Here is a 24,204-nt window from a genome sequence, read left to right on the forward strand (position 1 = left end):
ATACGTCATGCGCGTTGTTACAGCAGGTATTGGCCTTCGGGCCGGGCATGTGCTCTCAATTCTCAAAGAGGCGATGCCACAAGTGGAGTTTGTCGGGTTCTTTGATCCACAACCGACCCATCTTGAAATGATTGGCACGGAGGTGCCTCAATACGACGATGTAGAGACTATGCTGGCTGAAACGGCCCCAGATCTCTTCTTTGTTGGATCTCCAAACAGCTTCCACCTGGAGCATATCAAGGCTGGATTGGCGGCAGGTGTCCGCATCTTCACCGAGAAACCGGTGGTGACCACAAAAGCGGAAACCATGGAGCTGGCCACGTTGTTGGCCGAGCACGGCACGGACAGCGTGATGGTCGGCTTGGTCCTACGCTACTCTCAGCATATGGTCGATCTGCGCCGCGTGTTGGATCAGCTTGGCCCAATCACGTCCATGGATGCCAGCGAACACATTGCGCCATATCATGGGGCTTTCTTCATGCGAGACTGGCGCCGTATGGTGCACTGGTCCGGTGGTTTCATGTTGGAGAAATGCTGCCACGATTTGGATATCTACAACATGATCACTGGCTCACGCCCGGATCGCGTGGCCAGCTTTGGAGGACGCAAATCCTTTGTGCCGGAATTTGCACCCAGCTCGAACACCGAAAACGAAATCATGCACCGCAAAAAAAGCGTATGGCAAAGCGTCGATGATCCTTTCCGCTCCGACGGTGATATCATCGACAACCAAACCGCCATTTTGCACTACGAAACCGGGTCCTCACTGGCCTTTCATACGAATCTCAACGTGCCAGACGAGCATCGTCGCTTCTGTGTGATGGGTGCGCTTGGCATGGCCGAAGGCGACTTTGTACGTGGTTACCTGAAAGCCACCGCACGCGACGGCACCGTGATAGCCGATCACGACTATACCCAAATGGACCAAGCACGGGCCTCTGCCCATTACGGCGCAGACCACATGATGGTGGATGACATCGCCGCGTTCCTGAAGGGCGACAGCGAAAGCCTGCCTGTGGGCGTCGTTGATGCTCTGGAAGCGGGATTGGTTGCGATGGCGCTGGATGAAGCGCGCGTGACTGGAACAATGATCAACATGGCCCCCACATGGGCCGAATTTGACACATATGGATTGCGAGAATGACAATGAACAGCACTGTGCCCGGCGCACTGATGGCTAAGGAAAGCGCGGAGGCCATTGGTGTCTTTGTCCGGGCAGCAACTCAAAATGCCACGCTTCCGAACATGGCTGATACCAAAGCAATCTACACCATTGCTCGCGGCTCTTCCGACGCTGCGGCCAATATTCTATCTTATGAGTTTATGCGCGAACTGGGCGTGCCGGTAACCTCCCTGCCGCCCTCTGTTTTCTCCATCGGCAAAGGCGTGTCTATGGACGGCGCAGCTGCACTTGTGGTGAGCCAATCTGGCGCCTCCGAGGACCTCGTACGCAGCGCCAAAGGTGCCGCCGATCGCGGAGCCAAAGTCCTCGCGCTGACCAATATACCTAACAGCCCGGTAGAAGCTGCCGCCGAGGCCACAATCGCCATTGGTGCAGGCGCCGAAAACGCAGTTCCTGCCACCAAAACCGTGGTTGGATCCATTGCAGCTGGTATGGCGATTTTAGCTGGATTAGACTCTAAATATGATGCCAAAACTTCTGCGGACGCATTGAGGAATGCCCCGGCCACCTTGCCAAACGCAACAGCATTGCGGGCGGCTTTTCTGCGCGCGCGCCACTTCTATGTTATTGGCCGCGACACTGGCTTTGGAGCGGCCCAAGAAGTGGCGCTTAAGCTCAAAGAATGCTGTGCACTTCATGCCGAAGCCTATTCCGCGTCCGAAGTGCTACACGGCCCTTTGCAGCTCGCAACCAACCCGTTGATGGTGCTGATCTTAGACACAGGGCAGGCTGACATTCAGGACAGCCTAGATCAAGCCGAAGCGCGTTTCACTTCCGTCGGATGTGACGTTCACCGCCTGCGCGTAACCGATCATATCGAAACTGCGGTCAAACCCGCCGCCGCAGCCGCCTACCTTCTCGCAGTGATGTATCCCGTGATCCTTGAAACTGCTCTGGCATTGGGTTTGAACCCCGATGCACCGGAAACTCTGTCGAAAGTGACACAAACAACATGACTGACACGCTTCAAAAGTGGGCAACATGGAAAGAAATTCATCAACAGCCCTCGATCTGGCGCGCTTGGGGACAGACGCTCGATGTGGCTGGTCTTCGTGATTGGATCGCTTCTCAGGACGCTGACGAAGTGTGGTTCTGTGGTGCCGGAACAAGCGCCTATATTGGCGACATCATTTCCGCAGCTGTGCCTGGCACGCGGTCTGTGCCCTCCACAGATTTGGTCGCCAATCCGCGCGCATTCCTGACCGGAAACCGACCCTTGGTTGTCAGTTTTGGGCGGTCTGGCAACTCTACAGAAAGTCTCGGCACGCTGGATGCGCTGGATGCACTGGCACCTGACGCCCCGCGGCTGCACATCACCTGCAATCCAGATGGTGCCTTGGCCACCCGCAGCGCGTCAGGTCCTCTGAAAGTCATCTCTCTGCCTGAGGTCACCCATGACGCGGGATTTGCGATGACCAGCAGCTTCTCCACCATGTTGCTCACTGCGCTCGCCCTGTTTGACGCGCCCTGTGATGTAGCGACACGCTTCAATGCGTTGGCAGATCAACTAGACGCCTTGCTGCCTGCGCTTGGATCACCACGTCCAGACCGCGCCGTCTATGTTGGATCTGGTCCACTCGCCTTCGCCGCGCGCGAGGCGGCGCTTAAAGTTATGGAGCTCACCGCAGGCCAAACACCTGCACTCTGGGACAGCACATTGGGGTTTCGCCACGGGCCAAAATCCTTTGTACGGGATGTCACCGCCATCACTATATTTTCCAGCCCGCAAGCGCCTACCAGTGCGTATGACGCAGATTTGGTCACGGAATTACGTGCCCAATTCCCCGACGCGCGCGTGACCAACATCGGCCCACTGGGTGACATACCCATCGATATGCCGTTTGGGCCGGCATGGGCTGCCCCGCTATGTATCGCAGCTGCGCAAATAGATGGTGTGCAATGGGCCTCTGATCTGGGCCTGAATGTCGATGATCCCTTCACGGGCCAAGGCACGCTCAGCCGTGTTGTGTCCGGCGTCAAACTCCACGGGGTGGGCGCATGACCGTCGCGGGCATCGATCTGGGGGGCACCAAATGCGAAGTGCGCCTGTTTGATCAAGACTGGAACGAAGTGGCCCGCCACCGCGACCCAACACCTGAGAGCTATGATGATCTTGTGCAAACCGTGGCCGACCAAGTGGCTTGGGCCGAAGCGGAATCAGGTGAAAAACTCCCTGTTGGCGTAGGCGCAGCGGGGCTCATAAACCCGCACACCGGCCTTGCCCTCACAGCCAATCTACCAGCAACGGACAAGCCCTTTCCCGCCGATATCAACGCCGCGGCAGGGCGCCCCATCACATATGTCAACGACTGCCGGGCAATGGCACTATCAGAGGCGATATTTGGCGCTGGCAAAGGCCACAACACGGTGATGGCACTCATCCTCGGAACGGGCATTGGTGGCGGCATTGTGGTGAAACAGTCTCTACTGCAAGGTCCAACACTCACCGGAGGAGAGTTCGGCCACACCTCCGCTCCCGCCCATTTGGTCAGCCGGCACAACCTGCCGATCCATCGTTGCGGATGTGGACGTTTGGGTTGCATTGAAACCTATGTTGCTGGCCCCGGCCTCGCCACGCTTGCCAAAACCCTCACCGGTCAAGATATCTCTCCACCAGAGATAGCCGCCCGCCGCCACACAGACATGGCTGAGGTCTGGACAATTTGGTGCGCCTTCGCGGCGGAACTTATTCACAGCCTGACACTCACGGCTGACCCAGACGTGATCGTTTTGGGCGGTGGATTGAGTCGGATTGAAGGGGTTATCCAAGATTTGTCCGTTGCCGCGCAGAAAGCTCAAATCGGTGATTTCTCGACCGCCCGACTCATTTTGGCGCAAGGCGGCGACAGCAGCGGTGCCCGTGGTGCAGCCTATGCCGCCTGGCAGGAGGCCAACACATGACAGATACGCTACGCAAGATCATTTCCCAAAACCGCGCGGGCACGCCGGTGGCCATACCGTCTGTATGCTCCGCACATCCTGATGTGTTGCGGGCCTCACTCACTTTTGCTCAGCGCCGAGATCGCCACATCGTCATCGAGTCCACCTCTAATCAGGTGAACCAAGACGGTGGGTACACCGGCATCACGCCCGAAGGGTTTATCCGCTATGTGCATGACATTGCGGATCGTGCCAACGTCGATCGTGATCGCATCATCTTTGGTGGTGATCATCTCGGCCCACAGGCATGGCGCAACCTGCCCGCAGAGGCCGCAATGGAAAAAGCACGCGTCTTGGTCCGAGACTATGTGCGTGCGGGATTTGGCAAAATTCATCTCGATTGTTCCGAAGGCTGTGCGGGCGAAACCGCTCAATTGACCGACAGTGAAACGGCCGCCCGCTCTGCTGATCTGGCCAAGGTCTGTGCACAAGAAAGCGACAGGCTGCTGTTTGTGGTCGGCACCGAAGTGCCCCCACCCGGCGGCGCGCGCGCGGATGAGGACGATGACATCCCACCAACAGATGCAGCCGCAGCGGCCGCCACGTTAACGACGCACATCGATACGTTTGGCGATCTTGCACCTCTGATCGGAGGGCTTGTTGTGCAACCGGGTGTCGAATTTGGCCCCACAGACGTGCATCATTTGCCTATGAGTCGCGATCCGGGCTTCCTTCGGGCGCTTGTCGATCACCCAACCGTATGCCTAGAAGCACACTCCACCGATTATCAACGCCCGCGCGCCTTCAAACGCCTTGCAGAATTGGGCTTTGCCTTTCAAAAGGTGGGCCCAGCGCTGACCTTTGCCTACCGACAGGCAGCCTATTCCCTAGATGCGTTGCGCCAACCAACCGGCGTCTTGCGCGCCACGATGGAAGAACTGATGCTGAGCAACCCGAAATCCTGGCAGGGACACTACCACGGCGACACAAAATGTGTGTACCGTCAGCGCCATTTTGGTCTCGCGGACCGCATTCGCTATTATTGGCCGCAACCCAAAGCACAGGCCGCTGTCGCCCGCTTGATGGCGGACACACCCAATGTGCTCAACGAAGCCTCGGTCCGAGCAGCTTTTGGCACCACAACGCTTGAACGCGCTGAAGAGCTTTCAGGCTCACATGCTCAACGCTTGATCGACGCTCAAATCGAACTTGCGCTGGAACCCTATTTCATTGAGGAAACCTCATGATCGATCATTGGATCATCCCTGATCATCTGTTTGACGGCCAAACAATCCAATCTGGCATTGGCCTGCACGTCAAAGATGGGCACGTGATCGACATCGGACCAGCTCCTAAGGGCGCGCAAAAGGTCCATGGCTTGCTGACCCCGGGCTACATCGACTTGCAGGTCAACGGTGGCGGCGGTGTGCTTTTGAACGCGACCCCAACACGGGAAGGCATCGCTACAATAGCAAAGGCCCATCGCCAATTTGGCACCGTGGCGCTCTTGCCAACCGTGATTACAGACGAAGCCAACGTGCTGGATGACGTCGCCAATGCAATTCTTTCGGCCAAGGGCATCCCGGGTATCATTGGCTTGCACATCGAAGGGCCGCATATCTCCGAGGCCCGCAAAGGCACCCATGATGCGCGCTTCATCCGGCCGCTTGATGATCGTACGATTGCCGTTGTCAGCCACCTGCGCAACATCGGCCTGCCCGTGATGATCACGCTTGCTCCCGAAGTCACGCCTTTGGAACAAATCTCCGTTTTGGCAAAAACCGGTGCGGTGGTCTCACTGGGCCACACCAATGCCACTGCTGATCAAGTGCAAGCCGCTATCGACGCGGGCGCTACCTGTGCCACCCACCTGTTCAACGCCATGTCACCAATGACCAGCCGTGAACCTGGGGCTGTTGGCGCCGTGATCAATTCAACGCTTTATGCAGGCATCATTGCTGACGGTTTTCACGTGGATGACAGCATGGTTGGTCTGGCGATCCGGGCACGACCAAAGCCGGACCGCATGATGCTGGTATCAGATTCAATGGCCACAGTCGGCGGACCCGATCGGTTTGACCTTTATGGGCGGGACGTGGTTCTACAGGACGGACGCCTGCTCAACAGCGCGGGCAATCTTGCCGGCGCGCATATCACGCAGGCGGAAGGCGTGCAGCGCTTGATTGAGAAAGTGGGCATTTCACCAGATGCAGCCCTGCGTATGGCCATCACCACACCCGCCAAGTGTATGGGCGTTTCAGCTCTGGCTTCGCCGCTCAACCGCCCATTAGAAGATCTCATTCTGCTTGATGTGGACCACTCCGTCCGGGGCACATTGTCGGAGTATGCAATTGCCCCTCAGACCCCAAATGCAGCAGAATAGTCTCACATTTGAGGTCTGCATAGACGCGCCTTCCGGTCTTGAAGCCTGCGAAGGCTTGGTTGATCGCGTCGAATTGTGCAGTGCTTTGGATCTTGGCGGGTTGACCCCTGATCCCGGATTGATCGCATTGGCAAAGGAACACAGGTTTCCGTGTCACGCGATGATCCGTCCGCGCGCCGGGGACTTCCACTACAACGCCGCAGATCAGCACGCCATGTTGGCCTCTGTCGCTGCCGTGAAAAAAGCAGGTCTCGCGGGCATTGTTGTCGGCGCCTCTATTGGCAACGCACTTGACACCGACTTGTTGCGCGCCCTGAAGTCAGCTGCTGGGAATATGGAGGTCACGCTCCACCGGGTGATTGATCTTGTTGATGCCCCACTGCTGGCATTGGAACAGGTCATCGCATTGGGGTTTGATCGTATCCTGACATCAGGTGGAGCACCAAAGGCCGTAGATGGCCTGACCGCACTTGCGGCCCTTCATAACGCCGCAGCAGGGCGGATCGAAATTATGGCAGGCAGCGGAATATCAGTGTCTAACTTGGCCAAAATTGCAAACGAGACCCAGATCACGTCTTTTCACGCTTCTTGCAGCACCGAAGTGCCTGTCGCCGATCATCTGCACCGTTTCGGCTTCGCTAAAACGCAAAAGGTGACCGACCGTGCAACGGTGGCCACCTTTAGAGATGTTCTCAATTCTCTTGTGTGATCAGCTGCGCAAGGCCGCTGCCAGCGCGTGATAAGACTGCTTGGGTGTGCGTTCAAATGTGTCAAAATCGACGTGGATCATCCCAAATCGCTTTTCATAGCCCAACGCCCATTCGTAATTGTCCATAAGCGACCAGATATAGTAGCCCTTCAACGGCACACCGGCAGCGATCACTTTTTTGATCTCATCCATATGCGCATTCAGATAGGACACCCGGTGAGGATCTTCGACGCTCCCACCTGAAAGCTGATCCGGCGCAGACATGCCATTCTCGGTGACGTAGATCGGCATGTCCCCCGTGTACTCTCGGGCCATCCGCATCAGCAGATCATGCAAACCTTGGGGATAGATTTCCCATCCCATAGATGTCAGAGGCAAATCCCCCGTGTGCTCTGAATAGCTCGGCCATGGGCTGTCGTCTGGGGCAACAACCTTGCGCGTATAGTAATTCAGACCGCTCCAATCCACCGGAGTGGTGATCACACCAAAATCATCCTGCCACCCCTGAGGCAGATGCGGCTCAAGCCCCTCCAACGCAAGCGCTGGATACTCGCCTTTAAAAATCCCACCCAAAAAGAAACGATTGTAAATCGCGTCATAACGCGCCGCGGCGGCCACGGCCGCTGGGCTGTCGTCAATCGGAGCGGCCCATTCAAAATTGCACACAGCCCCGAGGTTGTTCATGCCCAAACCACGCATCCGTTGAATGGCTGTGCCATGCGCCAGCAACACATGGTGCATCGCGCGTGCTGTGGCGCGAATGTCGCGCAGCCCCGGTGCATGCAGGCCCATAAAGTGGCTTAACCATCCTACGCACCACGGCTCGTTGATCGGCGCCACCGACCAGACGCGGTCACCAATGCGCTTCATCAAAGTCTCAGTGTAATCACCAAACCAACTGGCAATATCCCGGTTGCGCCACCCACCGGCGTCGTTCAGCGGTGAGGGCAATTCCCAATGATACAGTGTCACTGCCGGATTGATACCACGCTCCAAAAGCCCATCAACCAACCGGTCGTAGAAATCCAACCCGGCCTCATTTACCGCACCGCGCCCTTCTGGCAAAACCCGCGCCCAGCTGGTGGAAAACCGATAAGTGTCCACGCCCAGCCCGGCGATCAAGTCTAGGTCTTCATCCATCCTATGGTAGTGATCACACCCAACGGCGCCATTTTCGGCCCGCACCACATTTCCCGGTGTGGCTGCAAAATCATCCCATTGGGTGCGACCTGCCCCACCAAAACTATGGCCTTCAATCTGGTAACTCGACGTTGCAACGCCAAATTGGAACCCTTCCGGAAAATCGGATCGTTTGTGGTTCATCATGTCAGTCATCTCGCTCTAAAACCTCTCGAAGCGCCGGTGCTTGCCCTGTGGATTGACCCACAGTCAGCGCCGCCTCCATCATTTCCTGATGCAATACTGTACCGGGGGTCTGAATCATCGAGATCAGACCCTGTGCCACCCGCCGACCGGCTTCGCGCACAGAGGAGCGCACCGCGGTAAATTCGGGCACCTCCCCAACATTTCCAAAATAGCTAAGCGCGTCATCGTGGATCACCACGGACACGTCCCGACCCATCTGCAGCCCCGCTTCGGCAAGCGCCCGACGCACGCCGATCGCAGGAATTATCGACGACACCACAAAGGCGGTCGGCGGCTTGTCCATCGCCAACGATCGGTTGCACACTTCATACCCGTAGTTTTCAGTCATCTCATCGTGAAACATAAGACTCTGGTCCGCCTGAATACCGCGCGCAGCAAGCGCCGCTTTGTATCCAGCCCCACGACGCGTGGCAAAATCCATATCTGCCAAGCCATTGAGCAACGCGATTCGACGGTGTCCAAGATCAAGCAAAAACTCGGTCGCCCGCTGAAAAGCGCGTTTGTTGTTCACATCCACCCAGCTGTAGTCTTCGATCACGTCTGAGGACCGTCCGTGCACCACAAACGGCACACCAAGCCCCTGCAACAACGCAATCCTCCGGTCACGCACTTTAGGTCCGTGGACAATCAGCCCATCGACTGCCCCGCGTGACACCAACTTGCGATAGCTCGACTCTTCGTCCTGATCATCCACGACCGACAACAAAAGATCATAGCCATTGTCCGAATAGATTTCCCCGGCCCCCGCAATGAAATCTGCAAAAATCGGGTTCACCATTTCATGCTTTTTACTGAGTGGCAGAACATGCCCGATCGCCATCGAATGACCGGTCGCCAACGTCTTGGCGCGGGTGTTTGGCGCATAGTCATAGGCCTCCGCCGCCTCCAACACTTTTTGCCGGGTTGATTCGCGCACTTCGGGATATCCGTTCAACGCACGACTCACCGTGGTTTGTGACAACCCCAATGCCTCCGACAGGTCTTTTAAGTTCATTTTCTTAGACTTCATTATCCAAAGCGCTTAAATTTTATGGCTACGCCCTAGGGCTCCCCCCGCAACTCTCTCAAAGCACATCCTCCTACAAACCTAATAATTCATATGTAACTTTCGCACAAGCGCTCCAATTTATAGCACATTGCAAAATCCAAAGCGCTTTGGTAAACTGCTTTCAGTTTCATGAACTGGGAGGAACTCCATGAAAACGACTTTGTATGCAGGAGCGGCCGCATTTGCGCTGATGGCGGGCGCCGCCATGGCAGACGGCCACCTGAAATTCGCCCCCGGCGAAGGTGCTTTCAGCTGGGACAGCTACAATGCTTGGGCCGAAAACGCGCCTGACCTGTCCGGTCAAACCGTCACCGTTGCTGGCCCATGGTTGCAGCCTGAAGACGATGTCTTCCGCTCCGTATTGGCCTACTTCATTCACGCCACAGGTGCAGAAGCGATTTACACTGGCTCTGACAGCTTTGAGCAGCAGATCGTGATCGACGCCGAAGCAGGTGCCGCGCCCAACATCGCCGTCTTCCCCCAGCCGGGCCTCGCCTCAGATCTGGCCGCACGTGGTCTTTTGCACCCCCTGCCAGCAAGCATGTCCCCATGGACTGTTGAAAACTATGGCGCAGGACAGAGCTGGGTTGATCTTGGCACCTATGCCGACAAAGACGGCGCGGGTCAGCACTATGGCTTCTTCTACAACGTGAATGTCAAATCTCTGGTTTGGTATGTTCCGGAAAACTTCGAAGACTCCGAATACGAAGTGCCTGGATCCATGGAAGACCTCCGCGCCCTGACGGATCAGATCGTCGCAGATGGTGGCACGCCATGGTGTATTGGTCTCGGATCCGGTGCAGCAACTGGCTGGCCTGCGACAGATTGGGTCGAAGACCTCATGCTGCGCACACAGCCTGCAGACGTCTATGACGCATGGACCACCAACGAGATCCCATTCAACGACGAACGCGTTGTGGCTGCGATCGAAGAATTTGGCTGGTTTGTGGGCGATGACGCCAAGGTCTCCGGCGGCGCCGGTGCTGTGGCCACCACAGATTTCCGCGACAGCCCCAAAGGCATGTTTGCGTCTCCGCCAGAGTGCTACATGCACCGTCAAGCTTCATTCGTTCCCGCTTTCTTCCCAGAAGGCATCGAATTTGGTGAAGACGTAGATTTCTTCTACTTCCCATCTTACGAAGGCAAAGATCTCGGCAACCCAGTTCTGGGCGGCGGCACTCTGATGGCAATCACCGATCCATCTGATGCCACCAATGCATTGATGGAATTCTTCCAGCTGCCTTTGGCGCACGAAGTGTTCGGCGCTCAGTCAGGCTTCCTGACACCGCTGAAAACCGTGAACCCAGACACCTATCTGAACGACGCGCTGCGTGGTCAGGCAGACATTCTGGTAAACGCAACAACCTTCCGCTTCGACGGCTCTGACCTGATGCCAGGCGGTGTTGGCGCAGGGTCCTTCTGGACAGGCATGGTTGACTTTGCAGGTGGCAAAGACGCGGCAACCGTGGCCACCGAAATTCAGAACAGCTGGGACGCCCTGAAGTAAGCGCTCCAATCTAAAACACACCGCCTCGCGCCACTCGCGCGCGGGGCGGACCACTGAAAGTAGGGGGGAGCGTCATGTCACCAGCACTGCTGGGTCTTGTGACCATCGTAATCGGAGTGGGGGGATGCCTCGGGTATTTCTACTTCTCCAATCTGTTTCTAGATAAAGTTCTGTTCCCGCCCACCGGCCCAAACGCCGGCCGCAACATCAACCGCGCGAACATGATCCGCCCATGGCTGTTTTTGGGGCCCGCCATCCTCGCACTTGGCCTGTACCTCGGCTATCCGGTGTTTGAGACCCTGCGCCTTTCGTTGACAGATCGCAGCCAAGATGACGCCTTTGTCGGCCTCGCCAATTATCAAAAGATGTTTGCAGAGCCCAAGTTCTGGGAAGCCATGCGCAACAACATGCTTTGGCTCATTGTTGTGCCCGCCGCGTCGACCGCCTTTGGCCTTTTGGCCGCACAGCTCACCGACCGCATCAAATGGGGCGCTGCCGCAAAATCATTGATTTTTATGCCGATGGCGATCTCGTTTGTGGGCGCTTCGGTGATCTTTAAACTGGTTTACGACGCCCGCCCGGCTGGAAATGAACAAATCGGCATACTGAACGCCATTTGGATGCAGTTTGATGGTGGAACAGGCTCTATGTTGTTCCTCAAACTGTTACCCATTCTGATCCTCGCTGCCTTTGCCGCAATTGTTTCCTATGTGTGCTGGCTGTTAGTTCGCCCACTCCTGTCTGGCAAAGATGGCATCCTTTTGAAGGCCCTGCGCGCCTTTGCCGGTCTGATCGGCCTTTGGGTCGCGATTTTGGCTGTACGCAACATCTTCGAGATCATAGGGGCTTCCTTTCCTTACGGAGAGCCTCAGACTTGGCTCACGCTGCCGTTTTACAACAACTTCTTCCTGATGGTTGTACTGATCTGGATTCAGACAGGCTTTGCCATGGTCATCCTCTCCGCCGCACTGCGCGGCATTCCGGAGGAAACCATCGAGGCCGCCATTGTTGATGGTGCCAATCCGTTTCAGATCTTCTTTAAGATCAAGGTGCCGCAAATCATGTCCACCATCGTTGTGGTATGGACCACCATCACCCTTGTGGTGCTCAAGGTCTTCGACATCGTCTTTGCGATGACCAACGGCCAATGGGAAACGCAGGTTCTGGCAAACTACATGTTTGACAAATTGTTCCGCGCCAATGACTGGGGCATCGGCTCCGCCAGCGCCATCATCATCATGCTGCTTGTGTCCCCGATCCTTGTTTGGAACGTGGTGCAAGCTCGCAAAGAAATGCGCTGAGGAGAGAGATCATGGACAATATCGCAGGTCGCAAATCTGGTCTCTCTTGGGCAGTAAACCTTTCCGTCGTGGCGCTCGTCGCGCTGTGGCTCTTTCCCACCGTTGGCCTTCTGGTGTCTTCCTTCCGCACCGCTGACCAAATTTCCGCCTCAGGCTGGTGGAAATCTCTGTTCCCATCGGAACAGGTTGTGCAGTTGCGCACCGGTGGGGGAGAAGCCGCGGTTCAAGAGGGTGATCTCTGGGTTGTCGAAGGCAATCTTGTTGATGACACCGAAGAAGGCCCAGAACCCGGCACAGAAATCACCCGTTTTGGCGTGTCCTCAAAGGCTGTGGATGCCTTTGCAGTTGGTGACACAGCAACGTTTTCCAAAGACACCAAAACCTTCACCTTGGACGCGGCGGGCAACTACCGCTTCACTTCCACAACCGAGCTGAAAAAACGTGGGCAACGTGTGTTCATCACCGCCACGCTGCCGCCGGACTTCACATTGGACAACTACGATCAAGTTCTGTTCTCCGGCAACAGCAACGACAGCATGACCAAAGCCTTCTTCAACACGATGACGGTCACTATTCCCGCCACCATCATCCCAATTGTGATCGCAGCCTTTGCGGCCTATGCGCTGGCTTGGATGCAATTCCCGGGCCGAGCCCTGCTCATCGCAGTCGTTGTTGCACTCTTGGTTGTACCGCTGCAGCTTGCCTTGATTCCTTTGCTTAAACTGCATCTGAGCATTGGCATCGGCAAAGGTTACCTTGGCGTTTGGCTCGCCCACACCGGCTTTGGTCTTCCCCTCGCGATCTATCTGTTGCGCAACTACATGGCGGGCCTGCCGCGCGACATCATTGAGAATGCCAAGGTCGACGGCGCCACCGATTTTCAGATCTTCACCAAGATCATCCTGCCACTGTCCTTTCCTGCGCTGGCCTCGTTTGCCATCTTCCAATTCCTCTGGACATGGAACGACCTGCTGGTCGCCAAAGTGTTCCTGATCGACAGCACCGGCAACACCACAGTGATGACCAACCAAATTGTCGAGCTTCTGGGCACCCGTGGTGGCAACTGGGAAATTCTCGCAACTGCGGCCTTCGTTTCGATCTCGGTGCCACTGCTCGTGTTCTTCGCGATGCAACGTTATCTCGTGCGCGGACTGCTGGCTGGCTCTGTGAAATAACCGAATAAAATAGACACTAACTTGGCCAGATCGGCCCCCTCTACTGGATAACTTCATGACTTATCAGGATCCGAAAATGACCCAAGATTCCGCACTCATCACAGACCCGGATTGGTGGCGTGGTGCGGTGATCTATCAGATCTATCCGCGCTCCTTCCAAGACAGTAACGGCGATGGTATCGGCGATCTCGCAGGCATCATTGAGCGCCTGCCCCATGTGGCAAGCCTTGGCGTCGATGCGATCTGGCTCTCACCGTTCTTCACATCTCCTATGCTCGACTTTGGCTATGACGTTTCTGACTACTGCGACGTTGACCCGATGTTTGGCACTTTGTCTGATTTTGACGCGCTGATCACCCGCGCGCACGAGCTTGGCATCAAGATCATCATCGATCTGGTTCTCAGCCACACATCTGACCAACACCCTTGGTTTGTGGAAAGCCGTGCAGATCGCACCAACGCCAAATCTGACTGGTATGTCTGGGCCGATCCAAAACTCGACGGCACCCCGCCCAACAACTGGCTCTCCATTTTTGGTGGCCCCGCGTGGCAATGGGACACCTCCCGCCAACAGTATTACCTGCACAACTTCCTTGCAGAACAGCCAGACCTCAACTTCCACAACGCGGAGGTCCGCCAAGAGCTCTTGGATGTGGCCCGCTTCTGGCTTGATCGCGGCGTCGATGGCTTCCGTTTGGATACGGTGAACTTCTATTATTGCGACGCCAATCTGTCTGACAATCCAGCCCTCCCGCTGGATCAGCGCAACGACAATATCGCGCCCGCAGTGAACCCGTATAATCACCAAGAGCATCTCTACGACAAAAACCAACCCGAGAACCTCGGCTTCCTGCAAGACCTGCGCAGTCTGCTGAACGAATATGACGCCATCACCACGGTTGGCGAAGTCGGCGACAGCCAACGCGGCAGCGAAATTCAGGCTGTCTACACCGGCGGCGGCGACAAGCTGCATATGGCTTACGACTTTGCGCTTTTGGGCAAAGTGCATCCCACCGGCACCCGCATCGCCGAAGTCATGCAAACCGCCGAAAGCTTTGGTCAAGACAGCTGGGGCTGCTGGGCCTATTCCAACCACGATGTTGAGCGTCATGGCTCGCGTTGGCAGCTCTCTGAGGCTGCGCAACGCACGTATGCGGCCATCCTGATGTCTTTGCGCGGCTCTGCTTGCATCTATCAAGGCGAAGAATTGGGACTGTTGGAGGCCGACGTGGCTTTTGAAGACCTACAGGACCCCTACGGCATTCGCTTCTGGCCAAAATTCAAGGGGCGCGATGGATGCCGTACACCGATGGTGTGGAAATCCGACAACCAAAATGGCGGTTTCTCAGATGCCAAACCCTGGCTGCCCGTCTCTGCCGAGCACCTCGCCAAGTCCGTTCAGACTCAAGAAGAAACCTCAGGCTCCATGCTGAACTTCTACCGGCGTCTGATTGCGTTTCGCAAAAATCTCCTCCCACTTTTGAAAGGCAGCTTCACCTTATTGCACGCTGATGACACCCACATCCGCTTTGAGCGTGCACATAACGGTGAGCGCGTTCTCTGCGCATTTAACCTGTCAGATCAAGAACAGTCCTTCGATTTGCCCACAGGCGCTTGGACCATCGACACCAAAGCGCCATTCACCATCAGCCGGGACGGCGCCAAAGTCACTTTGCCCGCGTGGCAAGCCAGCTTTGCTGTTGATCTAAGCTCTAATCAGGGAGGAAACGCCTATGGCTGATCTCGTACTCAAAGACGTCGCCAAATCTTACGGCCCGGTGAACGTACTCGCCAACATCGATCTGGAGATTGAAAAAGGTGAGTTGGTGGTATTTGTCGGCCCGTCCGGCTGCGGCAAATCCACCTTGCTTCGCATGATCGCAGGATTGGAGCACATCACTTCGGGCACGTTGGAAATCGACGGCACATTGGTCAACGATGTGCCGCCGTCCGAACGTGGCATCGCAATGGTGTTCCAATCGTACGCACTCTACCCGCACCTAACCGTTCGGGAAAACATGTCGTTTGCGCTGAAGATCGCAAAGATGAGCACATCCGAAATCAATGAACGGGTCGAAAAAGCTGCAAAAACACTGCAGCTTCACAATCTGTTAGATCGCCTGCCCAAAGAGCTGTCCGGCGGACAACGTCAGCGCGTCGCCATCGGCCGGTCCATTGTACGCGACCCAAAGGTCTATCTGTTTGACGAACCGCTTTCCAATCTCGACGCCGCGCTTCGCGTGGCAACACGCATCGAGATTGCACAACTGAAAGAAAGCATGCCCGACAGCACCATGGTCTATGTGACACATGATCAGGTTGAGGCCATGACACTTGCGACCCGTATTGTTGTGCTCGCAGGCGGCGGCATTGCCCAAGTTGGCACACCATTGGATCTGTATGAACGTCCAGAGAATGAGTTTGTGGCTCAGTTTATCGGCTCCCCCGCCATGAACATGCTGTCTGGCAAAATCACGGGCACTGGAGAGCTGACCACAGTGCAACTTGATGATGGTGGCGAAGCCACCTCAACGATTCCCACTCTGGCTGAGGACATGGGGCGTCAGGTCAACATAGGTGTGCGTCCAGAAGACCTGATCACAACCGATGGACCTGCCATTTTTACCGGCACCGTAAACTTCACGGAGGCTTTGGGTGAAGTCACCTTGCTGTACTTTGAGGCCAAAGGGGACGCGGGGCCAGTTATTGGCAAATTGCAGGGCATCCACAAAGACCTAAAAGGTCAGCAAGTCTCACTCACTGCAGACCCGTCAAAGGTGCATGTTTTCGCCGACACTCAATCCCTGCTTTATCGCGATCGCCCTACAAAGAAAATTGCCACAAAGGCACACTAACGTCATCTGCTTGTAGCCCCGTTTCAGTAGGTTTCGGGGCTGCAAATTTGTGGCGCGAAACGGCAATTCGGTGCAGACTTGTCCACATGATCCTGCAGCGCCACGAATCAAGCCAGACCTCGAGAGATCGGCAAAATGCCCCCAGAAACGAGGCTTTCTGGTTTTTCGTAAAATTCGCCGCAAATATGCGAAAATTTCCTGAATTTTCACCTTCGTTAATAAGTGGTCAAGACTTTATCTCTACCGGCATAAGTACGTCATGGGGATGTAAGACATGCTGCGTTTGAAAGAATTCATCGCACCTCTCTCAATATTGTTTTGCTGCGCTGCGCCGTTTGAGACGGCTGCGGAAACGCTAACCATCGGCACGCTCACCGAGGGTATTCGAGAGCAAATGAAAATCTACGAGCCATTGGCAAACCACCTTGAAGCAAATCTTCAGGATGTTGGGGTCACAGAGGTGCGCGTGATGATGCTGCCATCATCGGACCAAATGGCCCGCGCTATGGGGCGTGGTGAAGTGGATGTTTTCTTTGACAGCGCTTTGGTTGCGGCCAAAGTTGCGCAAAACTCTGGTGCATCGCCCTTTATGCGCAACTGGAAGAACGGACGAAACAGCGATCACTCTGTGATTGTCGTGCGCGCAGACAGCGGTATCGAAACGCTCTTTGATCTGCGCGGACAACGCATAGCCTTTGAGGAGCCCGACTCGACAACCGGTTTTCTCCTGCCCGCGCATATCATCTCAGAGCACGGCATCAGCCTTAGCGAAATTCGCTCGTTTGAAGCCCCCCCCGCCAGTGACGAGATCGGGTACATCTTTACCACAAATGACAAGAACTCAATTTACATGCTGGCGATTGGTCGTGTAGACGCCGCCGCAACCAACCCAGAGGGCTTTAGTTTGCTCCAAACGGTACGTCCTGAAGAGTTTCGCGTGATCGCCAGTTCCCAATCTGTTCCCAGCCAAGTTTTGCTGACCCGCAGGTCACTGGACGAAAATCTGGTCAATCGCATGCGGGAAGAGCTCAGTGGGCTGTTTCGCACAACCGAAGGTCGCGCTGTGCTAAAGGCGTTTCACAATTCCGCTGGATTTGACGAATTTCCCTCCGGAAGCAAAGCAGCTTTCACCCCAATTTACCATATTCTCGAAGATCTTCAGCGCGCGGGGATTAATTAACGATGCCTGCGCAGCCCACATCCAGCAAACGAGTCAAGCGTGCCCGGCGATCTCTGACCTACGGGTTGGGGCGTCGTATGACGATGTACTTTGGTTTGATGATTGGGGCGTTTGTAACAACGCTGATCTATTTGAACACGATCACACAACTGGAATTGGTTCATACCCGTTTCTCCGAACGCTCAGACTCCCTTGGCATCCTCATTCAAGAGGTCACGCTTCCCTATTTGTTTGACGGGCGCCCAGCCGAGCTTGACATCATCTACCAAGAGTTGATGCGCCAACCTGATATCCTCAGCCTGAAATTTGTTGATCCGAACGGGTACTTGTTGGTGAACGGCGCCTCAGACAGCAACGCGCTGTTCCTTGGTAAGGTCGAAGATTCATTGCTGGCCTCCGCGCGAGATTCCGAAGTCACACAGATTCAAACTGATGACCGCCGCATCAAAGTGGCGGTGCCTGCCATTTATGGCAACGTGAACTACGGAACCATTCGCTTCGATCTGGATGCCAGCGCGGCCAACCGCGAAGTTGATCTGGTGTTGCGCAGAAATTTGATGTTTGGCTTGTTTTTCACCCTGACGGGCATCTTGCTCAGCATCTGGATTTCGCGGCGTTTGACCGAACCGCTTGCGCGGCTCAACAGCGCCACAGACCGCGCTGCCAAAGGCAATCTTAACCAATCCATCGTGATCCGGACCAATGACGAGGTCGAAAGCCTCGCTGACAGTTTCAATTTGATGCTTGGGAATCTGCGCGCCTGGGTGAAGTCGCTAGAGGACACGCAGACCAAACTGGAAATTTCTGGGCTGGACCTGAACGCCAAGAACAACGAGCTTCAAATCGCAGCCGAACAAGCGAAAACTGCTGAACACGCCAAATCACAGTTTTTGGCACGGATGAGCCATGAAATTCGCACACCGATGAATGGTGTGTTGGGAATGACGGAATTGTTGGCGGACACGGACCTGTCCCCCAATCAGCACGGTTTGCTGGAAGCCATCCACTCATCCGGCTCGACGCTGTTGCATATCATCAACGACATTCTCGATTTCTCGAAAATCGACAGCGGTCATATGACTCTGCATGAAGAACCATACCGCCCGATCGATTTGGTGGAAAACTGCGCTCAGATTCTCAGCTTCCAAGCCGCGCGGAACAATGTCGACATTGTCACCCGAATTGCCCCTGATTTGCCAAAGTCACTTCTAGGCGACGCCGGCCGACTGCGGCAAATCATCATCAACTTGGTTGGAAATGCGCTCAAGTTTACCGACGAAGGCTACGTGCTTGTAAACGCCACATACGATGATCATGTGGACGGATCGATCATGAAAGTTGAAGTCTGCGACACGGGCTGTGGTATTCCCGCAGATCAACTGGACAGTGTGTTTGATCAGTTCACACAGGTGGATGGGTCCTACAGCCGCAGGCATCAAGGCACTGGCCTCGGTCTGGCCATTGCCAAAGGTTTTGTGGAGTTGATGGGGGGGCAGCTGACCGTGAAATCCAAGCTTGGCGTCGGAACCACTTTCACTTTCACTGTGCCAATAAAATTGCCAGACGCTGCCTTGCCGTTGTTGCCAATCGACACGGCCGATCTGAAGGGACTAAAAGTCCTCGTCATTGAGCCCGAGTCCACATTCCTGTTTGTTCTGAACGAAACGATTTCATCGTCATGGAATGCAAATGTCACCACCTGCACAAGTGGCTCTGAAGCTCTGAGGCAAGTCCAAATTGCACAAGAAAGCGACTCGCCCTTTGAAGTGATCTTGGTGGATGACACCGTGCCTGAAATGAAAGACCAGACTTTGCTTTCGGCTCTGCGCAAAACAACCTCTGAGACAGGAGCAAAACTCGTTGTCGTGCGCTCGATCCACAATGCATTAAAGCACAACGCCCCTGCGTCCAACGAAGTGGAATTGATAAAACCAGTTCAAGCCTTCAAGCTTCTGGCTGCGCTGGACACAACCCAAACCGCGGTTTTGTCTAGCATCGAGGCGGCCCAAACATCCGCTCCACACACGCATCAAAACGGTACCTCCAAATCCAACAAGCCCATCGCAGACGCGCTGATACCTTTTACCAACGACAAGTCCATTTTGATCGTTGACGACAACAAGACAAATCGAAAACTGATCGAGGTTTTCCTCACCCGGCTTGGGCTTTCGTTTCATTCTGCAAGCGATGGCGAAGAAGCCATTGCCATATTCAAGGATCATCAACCCGACCTGATCCTGATGGATGTGTCGATGCCCATTATGAACGGTTTGGACGCCACGCGCGAAATCCGCCATCTGGAAGCCGGAAATGGTGACGACCACACCCAAATCATTGGCCTGACCGCCCATTCCGCTCCAGAAGATCGCCAAGCCTGTTTGGACAGCGGTATGAATGCGCATATGTCCAAACCCATCAAACTCAATCAGCTCAAGGACGTCATCGCGCAGCTCTAATGCTTCAACCACGGGTGTATTGCGCGGTTTTTGTTTGTATCTACACGAAAGCCGTTGCAAGACTGGCCCGACTGTAAGCAGGGGAGCGTCATGCCAGCAAATTCGAAGCGGGTTGTCGTCATCGGGGCCGGGATCAACGGCGCCGCCAGCGCATTGTGGTTACGGCGCGCAGGTTGCGAGGTCACGCTGATCGACCGCGCCGCTCCGGGCATGGCCGCATCCTTTGGCAACGCCTGCCTTTTGGCCAGCTGTGCGATGGTACCAAACGCCACCCCAGGCTTGGCACGCAAGGCCCCCGGCTACCTGCTGGACCCAAATTTTCCACTGTTTCTGAAGTGGGCCCATCTGCCGCGCCTCGCACCATGGTTCATGCGCTTTCTTGGCGCGTCCAATGACGCGGACGCACGCCGCATCAGCCGCGCTCTGACCAGCTTAATTGGCGACAGCGTGGAGCAACACAAATCCCTTGCTGCGGGCACCGCTGCGGAACAATGGATCACCGACACTGACTATCTGTTTGCCTACAACAACCGTGCCGCTTTTGACGCCGAAAGCTACGGCTGGGGCCTGCGCGCAGAGGCCGGGTTTGTACCCGAGCTGATCGAAGGCCCTGCCGTGCAAGACATGGAGCCCATTCTCAGCCCGGACATAGGCTTTCTGGCGGTGACCAAAGACCACGGCTACATTCTCAATCCCGCGTCATATGTCCAAGCGCTGGTGGACACCTTCACCGGCATGGGAGGCACCTTTGTTCAAGCCGAAGTGCGCGATTTTGACCTCTCCGGCGGTGAGGTTCGCGCCGTGCGCACTGATCAAGGGCAATTTGACTGTGATGCCGCCGTTTTGTCCTCCGGCATCTGGTCAAAACCCCTGATGCGCAAGCTGGGTATTTCGGTGCCTCTGGAGGCCGAACGCGGCTATCACGTCACGTTCAAAGGTCCCTCGATCAAACCCAACAACCCAATCATGATTTCTTCGGCAAAGTTTGTCGCCACCCCAATGGATCAAGGCCTACGCTGTGCAGGCATCGTAGAATTTGCCAATTTGTCAGAGAAAAAATCCAAAGCGCCGTTAAAGCTGCTGCGCCGCAAAGTGGCCGAGGTCTTCCCCAACCTAACAGCAGAAAGCGACAGCGAATGGCTTGGCTTTCGGCCCTCGCTGCCGGACAGCCTTCCAATGATAGGCGAAATCGGCTCAAGCGGTGTCTTCGCCGCCTTTGGTCATCAACACGTGGGCCTCACAGGGGGGGCCAAAACCGGACGGTTGGTCGCCGATCTCATCACCGGCAACACTCCCAACATCGATCTGGAACCGCACAACCCGCTGCGCTTTAGCTAGGTAGATTAAGCAGACTTGCGTGTGTTTGACGCGTCGTCTGAATCTTCGACAAGCGTCACAACGTCAGCCTCTACCACCTCTGCGTCTTCTGGCATCTCATCACCTTCGTCGGAATTGTCCTCCAACGCACCAATGATCAATGGCAACATCGCCGCCCCGGTCACACTCTGCGTTTCGGTCTCAGGTGGCGCCACCCAAGCAAGCGTGTCAAAGCTATGGCAATTGTCACAGGTCGGAGCCCAGTCCGCGTGAATGGCATGACAATTGTCACACACCCACTGCGGCCCGCGCGGCGCGCTCAGTGCTTTTGCCAGATAGCCTTTGACAACCGCATCGCTCGAGCCCTCGCCGCGCTCGATCGCGGCCATAATGGTCAGCGCGCGCTGTGTGGGATCACTCTCTTCCAATCCGCCCAGCGCCCGGCGGGCCTCCGGAAAATCTTCTGCGGCGATGAACAGCTCCGCCATGAGCATTTTGCTTTCGGAATGTGTGGCTGTGTTCTTCACAAGCCCCTTAAAGCGCTTGATCCGGGCCTCAGGGGTTTCGTCGGGCGCAATCTCGGCAAACGCGGCTGCCAAGTCTGGATGCGGTTGTGCGTCCCACGCCTTTTTCAGCAGACGTGTGGCATTGCGTGCCTTGCCTTTCTCAACATACCCCTGTGACGCCATCACCGCCGCTGGGATCAGATCCGGCGACAGGCGGTTGGCTTCAATCGCCTGTTCGCGGGTCTCAATCGAGGCATTTTCGTCCAACACGTCTTTGGCTTCCGAAAGGGCCAAAACAGCATCGCGTCGGCGGTGCACATCGCGTGGCAATGCACCGTGTCTCAACTTCGCATTCAGGGTGCCACGCGCACCTTTCCAGTCTTTGGTCTCCGTTTGAAGGCGCAACAACGTATCCTGAACTTCCTCATGGCGCGGCTTAAGCGCAAAGGCCGTCTCTGCCAATTTGAGCGCCACATCCGTTTTGCCCGCGTCCAGCTTTTGCTTCATCAACCCGCGCACACCCACGAACCGCGTGCCTTCATCCGTCAGGAGCTTCTTGTAGGTCTCTTCCGCTTTCTTGGTGTCACCACTCATCTCTGCGGCCTGTGCCACGATCAGATTGGTCAACTGCGGCTGTTGCAGCATCTTTTCTGCTTTGCGCGCCTTTTCCATTGCGGTGCGCCCTTCGCCGGAGGCCAGCGCCATCATGCTGTCAGACAGCGCTTGATAGCCACGTTTTTCCCGATTGCGGTCGAAATAGCGACTGATCGCGGTCTCATCCCCATTCAGGAATTTCAGCACAGCCACCAGCAACCCCAACAGCTTGATGCCCAGCCACACCGCTGCCACCAGCGCAATCAGGGCAAGCGCGGTATGGAACGGCCCAAGACTGTACTCCACCCCCGCCACCGTAACCATCACCCCGCCTTCGCTTTCAAGCAGGTAAATAGAGCCAAAGGTCAGTCCGGCGACAATGGCAACAAAGACAATAATTTTGATCATAGACCAGAGCATGTAACGACCTTCAGTTGCTGTTTTGGGTTTGTGCCAATTCTTCGGCAGCCTTGGTGGCATCCGCACGGGTTTGCGCTTGGCTCACCCACTCTGACATCACCCCTTTTGGCCCCTCGGCCAATGTCTCAAGTTCACTTAGCGCAGCAGCCAAATCGCCCGCCTTTAGCGCGGCTTCCGCCCGGCTCAGGATCGCATCTGTGTCGGTGCCATCCCGCGCCTCAACTGAGCGCGCACCAAATTGGGTTTTCAGGAAATTACCCAACTTGTTACCGGCGCCCTCGTCGACTTTGTCAGTGCGCGCTTTGGCCAATGCGGACCGCGCAGCATCTGGATAGCTCTCGATCAAAGCAGTCAGAGTGACAACACCGTCATCTGCGTGCGCTTCAAGCACCGGCACCACGTCCTCACCGGTGGACGACTTCAAATCTACCACCGCGGCGCGATATCCAGAACCGCTCTCCAAAGCCGCCACAATCCGCGCTACTGACGCGCGCGCCAGCGCTGCTTTGGCGGACAAATCAGCTTTGTCTTTCAGATCGGCCGCTTCTGCTTTCTGCGCAGACACCAGCTCTTTAAGATCCTTCACCTCACGCTCATAAGCCGCAATCGCTGCCGCTCCCAAACCCTCGTTTAAGGGGCGTTTCTCTATGTCAGTCAGCCGTGCATCAAATGTGGCCACCGCCTCAGACACGGTGCCCAAATCGGCCGTGTGCGTCGCCAACATGTCTGAAATCCGCGAAATCTGCGCCACCGCCGCATCGGCAGCCTCCTGCGCTGCGCCTGCGGCTGTGGTGTTGGCACCATCTGCGGCGATCAGGTCTTGTTTTTGCGCCGCCAGCTCACTGCGCAACTCCGCCATCATCGCCTCTGTGTCCGCACCAAGCCCCAATTGGTCACCAAAGAATACCGCCCCACCAAACCCGATTGCTGCTGCGATCACTCCGCCAAGCACCAAAGGTACAAAGCCAGTCTTTTGGGCGGGTTCTTGTTGCGGGGAGGCCGCAACAGGCGTTTCGATGTCCTCAGATGGCAGTTCAGAGACATCCTCAACGGACGGCTCATCCTCTTCAGGGTCGACCTCCAGACCATCCTCTGCTTCAACGTCAGAGTCCTGTGGCGCTTCTGAAGGTTCTTCGACCTCAAGTGGCGTCGCATCCGGCGCAACCGCATCTTCCACGTCTTCAGCTGCTAGCTCTTCCACGATCTCCGCGTCATGAACCCCGTCAACCTCTTCCGCCGTAGCGGTTTCCTGATCAACTTGATCTTCGACTGGCTTATCCGACTTATCCGTGGTTCCCACAGGT

Annotated in this window: 19 protein-coding genes; 15 read left to right on the top strand and 4 right to left on the bottom strand. The window is 55.9% G+C overall.

Going from position 1 to position 24,204, the window contains the following annotated elements; genetic code table 11:
- Positions 1-7 precede the first annotated feature (7 nt).
- From ABWV47_RS10480 to ABWV47_RS10510, 7 genes are read left to right on the top strand one after another with little or no spacing between them, the layout of a single operon-like run.
- A complete protein-coding gene (locus ABWV47_RS10480) occupies positions 8-1,144 on the top strand; it encodes a Gfo/Idh/MocA family protein (RefSeq protein ID WP_353311469.1) in 1,137 nt (378 codons plus the stop codon).
- The gene (locus tag ABWV47_RS10485) at positions 1,141-2,139 is read left to right on the top strand and encodes an SIS domain-containing protein (RefSeq protein ID WP_353311471.1); all 999 of its coding nucleotides are present in this window, start codon (positions 1,141-1,143) and stop codon (positions 2,137-2,139) included. Before ABWV47_RS10480 ends, ABWV47_RS10485 begins: the two co-directional genes overlap by 4 nt.
- Positions 2,136-3,185: an SIS domain-containing protein gene (locus ABWV47_RS10490; RefSeq protein ID WP_353311473.1), complete on the top strand. Its 1,050-nt coding sequence runs from the start codon at positions 2,136-2,138 to the stop codon at positions 3,183-3,185. The genes ABWV47_RS10485 and ABWV47_RS10490 overlap by 4 nt, the downstream gene beginning before the upstream one ends.
- Entirely contained in the window at positions 3,182-4,084 is a 903-nt protein-coding gene (locus ABWV47_RS10495) for an ROK family protein (RefSeq protein WP_353311475.1), read from the top strand. Before ABWV47_RS10490 ends, ABWV47_RS10495 begins: the two co-directional genes overlap by 4 nt.
- A complete protein-coding gene (locus ABWV47_RS10500) occupies positions 4,081-5,310 on the top strand; it encodes a class II D-tagatose-bisphosphate aldolase non-catalytic subunit (protein ID WP_353311477.1) in 1,230 nt (409 codons plus the stop codon). The genes ABWV47_RS10495 and ABWV47_RS10500 overlap by 4 nt, the downstream gene beginning before the upstream one ends.
- Positions 5,307-6,446: an N-acetylglucosamine-6-phosphate deacetylase gene (gene nagA, locus ABWV47_RS10505; protein ID WP_353311479.1), complete on the top strand. Its 1,140-nt coding sequence runs from the start codon at positions 5,307-5,309 to the stop codon at positions 6,444-6,446. Before ABWV47_RS10500 ends, nagA begins: the two co-directional genes overlap by 4 nt.
- Positions 6,433-7,155 carry a copper homeostasis protein CutC gene (locus tag ABWV47_RS10510; RefSeq protein WP_353311481.1) on the top strand — a complete coding sequence of 241 codons (723 nt, stop codon included), beginning with the start codon at positions 6,433-6,435 and terminating at the stop codon, positions 7,153-7,155. Before nagA ends, ABWV47_RS10510 begins: the two co-directional genes overlap by 14 nt.
- Here ABWV47_RS10510 and ABWV47_RS10515 read toward each other — a convergent pair whose 3' ends face one another.
- Together ABWV47_RS10515 and ABWV47_RS10520 are read right to left on the bottom strand one after the other, a co-directional pair.
- Positions 7,156-8,478 carry a GH1 family beta-glucosidase gene (locus ABWV47_RS10515; protein WP_422063198.1) on the bottom strand — a complete coding sequence of 441 codons (1,323 nt, stop codon included), beginning with the start codon at positions 8,476-8,478 and terminating at the stop codon, positions 7,156-7,158. It lies immediately after the preceding gene.
- 4 nt (positions 8,479-8,482) lie between these two features.
- Positions 8,483-9,550, bottom strand: coding sequence for a substrate-binding domain-containing protein (locus tag ABWV47_RS10520; protein WP_353311483.1), 1,068 nt, complete (start codon positions 9,548-9,550; stop codon positions 8,483-8,485).
- A 187-nt stretch (positions 9,551-9,737) separates the two neighbouring features.
- Between ABWV47_RS10520 and ABWV47_RS10525 the strand changes: the two genes are divergently transcribed.
- From ABWV47_RS10525 to ABWV47_RS10560, 8 genes are all read left to right on the top strand, one after another.
- Positions 9,738-11,096, top strand: a complete 1,359-nt coding sequence (locus ABWV47_RS10525; RefSeq protein ID WP_353311485.1) for an ABC transporter substrate-binding protein — start codon at positions 9,738-9,740, stop codon at positions 11,094-11,096.
- Positions 11,097-11,170: 74 nt separating this feature from the next.
- Complete coding sequence (locus ABWV47_RS10530; protein WP_353311487.1) at positions 11,171-12,397, top strand: carbohydrate ABC transporter permease; 1,227 nt, start codon at positions 11,171-11,173, stop codon at positions 12,395-12,397.
- Between the two features lie 11 nt (positions 12,398-12,408).
- Complete coding sequence (locus ABWV47_RS10535; protein ID WP_353311489.1) at positions 12,409-13,572, top strand: carbohydrate ABC transporter permease; 1,164 nt, start codon at positions 12,409-12,411, stop codon at positions 13,570-13,572.
- Between the two features lie 76 nt (positions 13,573-13,648).
- Positions 13,649-15,313 carry an alpha-glucosidase family protein gene (locus ABWV47_RS10540; RefSeq protein ID WP_353311491.1) on the top strand — a complete coding sequence of 555 codons (1,665 nt, stop codon included), beginning with the start codon at positions 13,649-13,651 and terminating at the stop codon, positions 15,311-15,313.
- Positions 15,306-16,427 (top strand): ABC transporter ATP-binding protein, encoded by a 1,122-nt coding sequence (locus tag ABWV47_RS10545; RefSeq protein WP_353311493.1) that lies wholly within the window; start codon positions 15,306-15,308, stop codon positions 16,425-16,427. Before ABWV47_RS10540 ends, ABWV47_RS10545 begins: the two co-directional genes overlap by 8 nt.
- 274 nt (positions 16,428-16,701) lie before the next feature.
- Entirely contained in the window at positions 16,702-17,607 is a 906-nt protein-coding gene (locus tag ABWV47_RS10550; protein WP_353311495.1) for a phosphate/phosphite/phosphonate ABC transporter substrate-binding protein, read from the top strand.
- A 77-nt stretch (positions 17,608-17,684) separates the two neighbouring features.
- Positions 17,685-20,063 carry a hybrid sensor histidine kinase/response regulator gene (locus ABWV47_RS10555; RefSeq protein ID WP_353311497.1) on the top strand — a complete coding sequence of 793 codons (2,379 nt, stop codon included), beginning with the start codon at positions 17,685-17,687 and terminating at the stop codon, positions 20,061-20,063.
- A 90-nt stretch (positions 20,064-20,153) separates the two neighbouring features.
- A complete protein-coding gene (locus tag ABWV47_RS10560; RefSeq protein ID WP_353311499.1) occupies positions 20,154-21,401 on the top strand; it encodes an NAD(P)/FAD-dependent oxidoreductase in 1,248 nt (415 codons plus the stop codon).
- A 5-nt stretch (positions 21,402-21,406) separates the two neighbouring features.
- Here ABWV47_RS10560 and ABWV47_RS10565 read toward each other — a convergent pair whose 3' ends face one another.
- Together ABWV47_RS10565 and ABWV47_RS10570 are read right to left on the bottom strand one after the other, a co-directional pair.
- Positions 21,407-22,900 (bottom strand): heme biosynthesis protein HemY, encoded by a 1,494-nt coding sequence (locus ABWV47_RS10565; protein ID WP_353311501.1) that lies wholly within the window; start codon positions 22,898-22,900, stop codon positions 21,407-21,409.
- Between the two features lie 10 nt (positions 22,901-22,910).
- Positions 22,911-24,200, bottom strand: a complete 1,290-nt coding sequence (locus ABWV47_RS10570) for a COG4223 family protein (RefSeq protein WP_353311503.1) — start codon at positions 24,198-24,200, stop codon at positions 22,911-22,913.
- Positions 24,201-24,204: the final 4 nt, after the last annotated feature.

This window comes from Shimia sp. NS0008-38b (genome assembly GCF_040370365.1).
Taxonomy (GTDB): Bacteria; Pseudomonadota; Alphaproteobacteria; order Rhodobacterales; family Rhodobacteraceae; genus Shimia.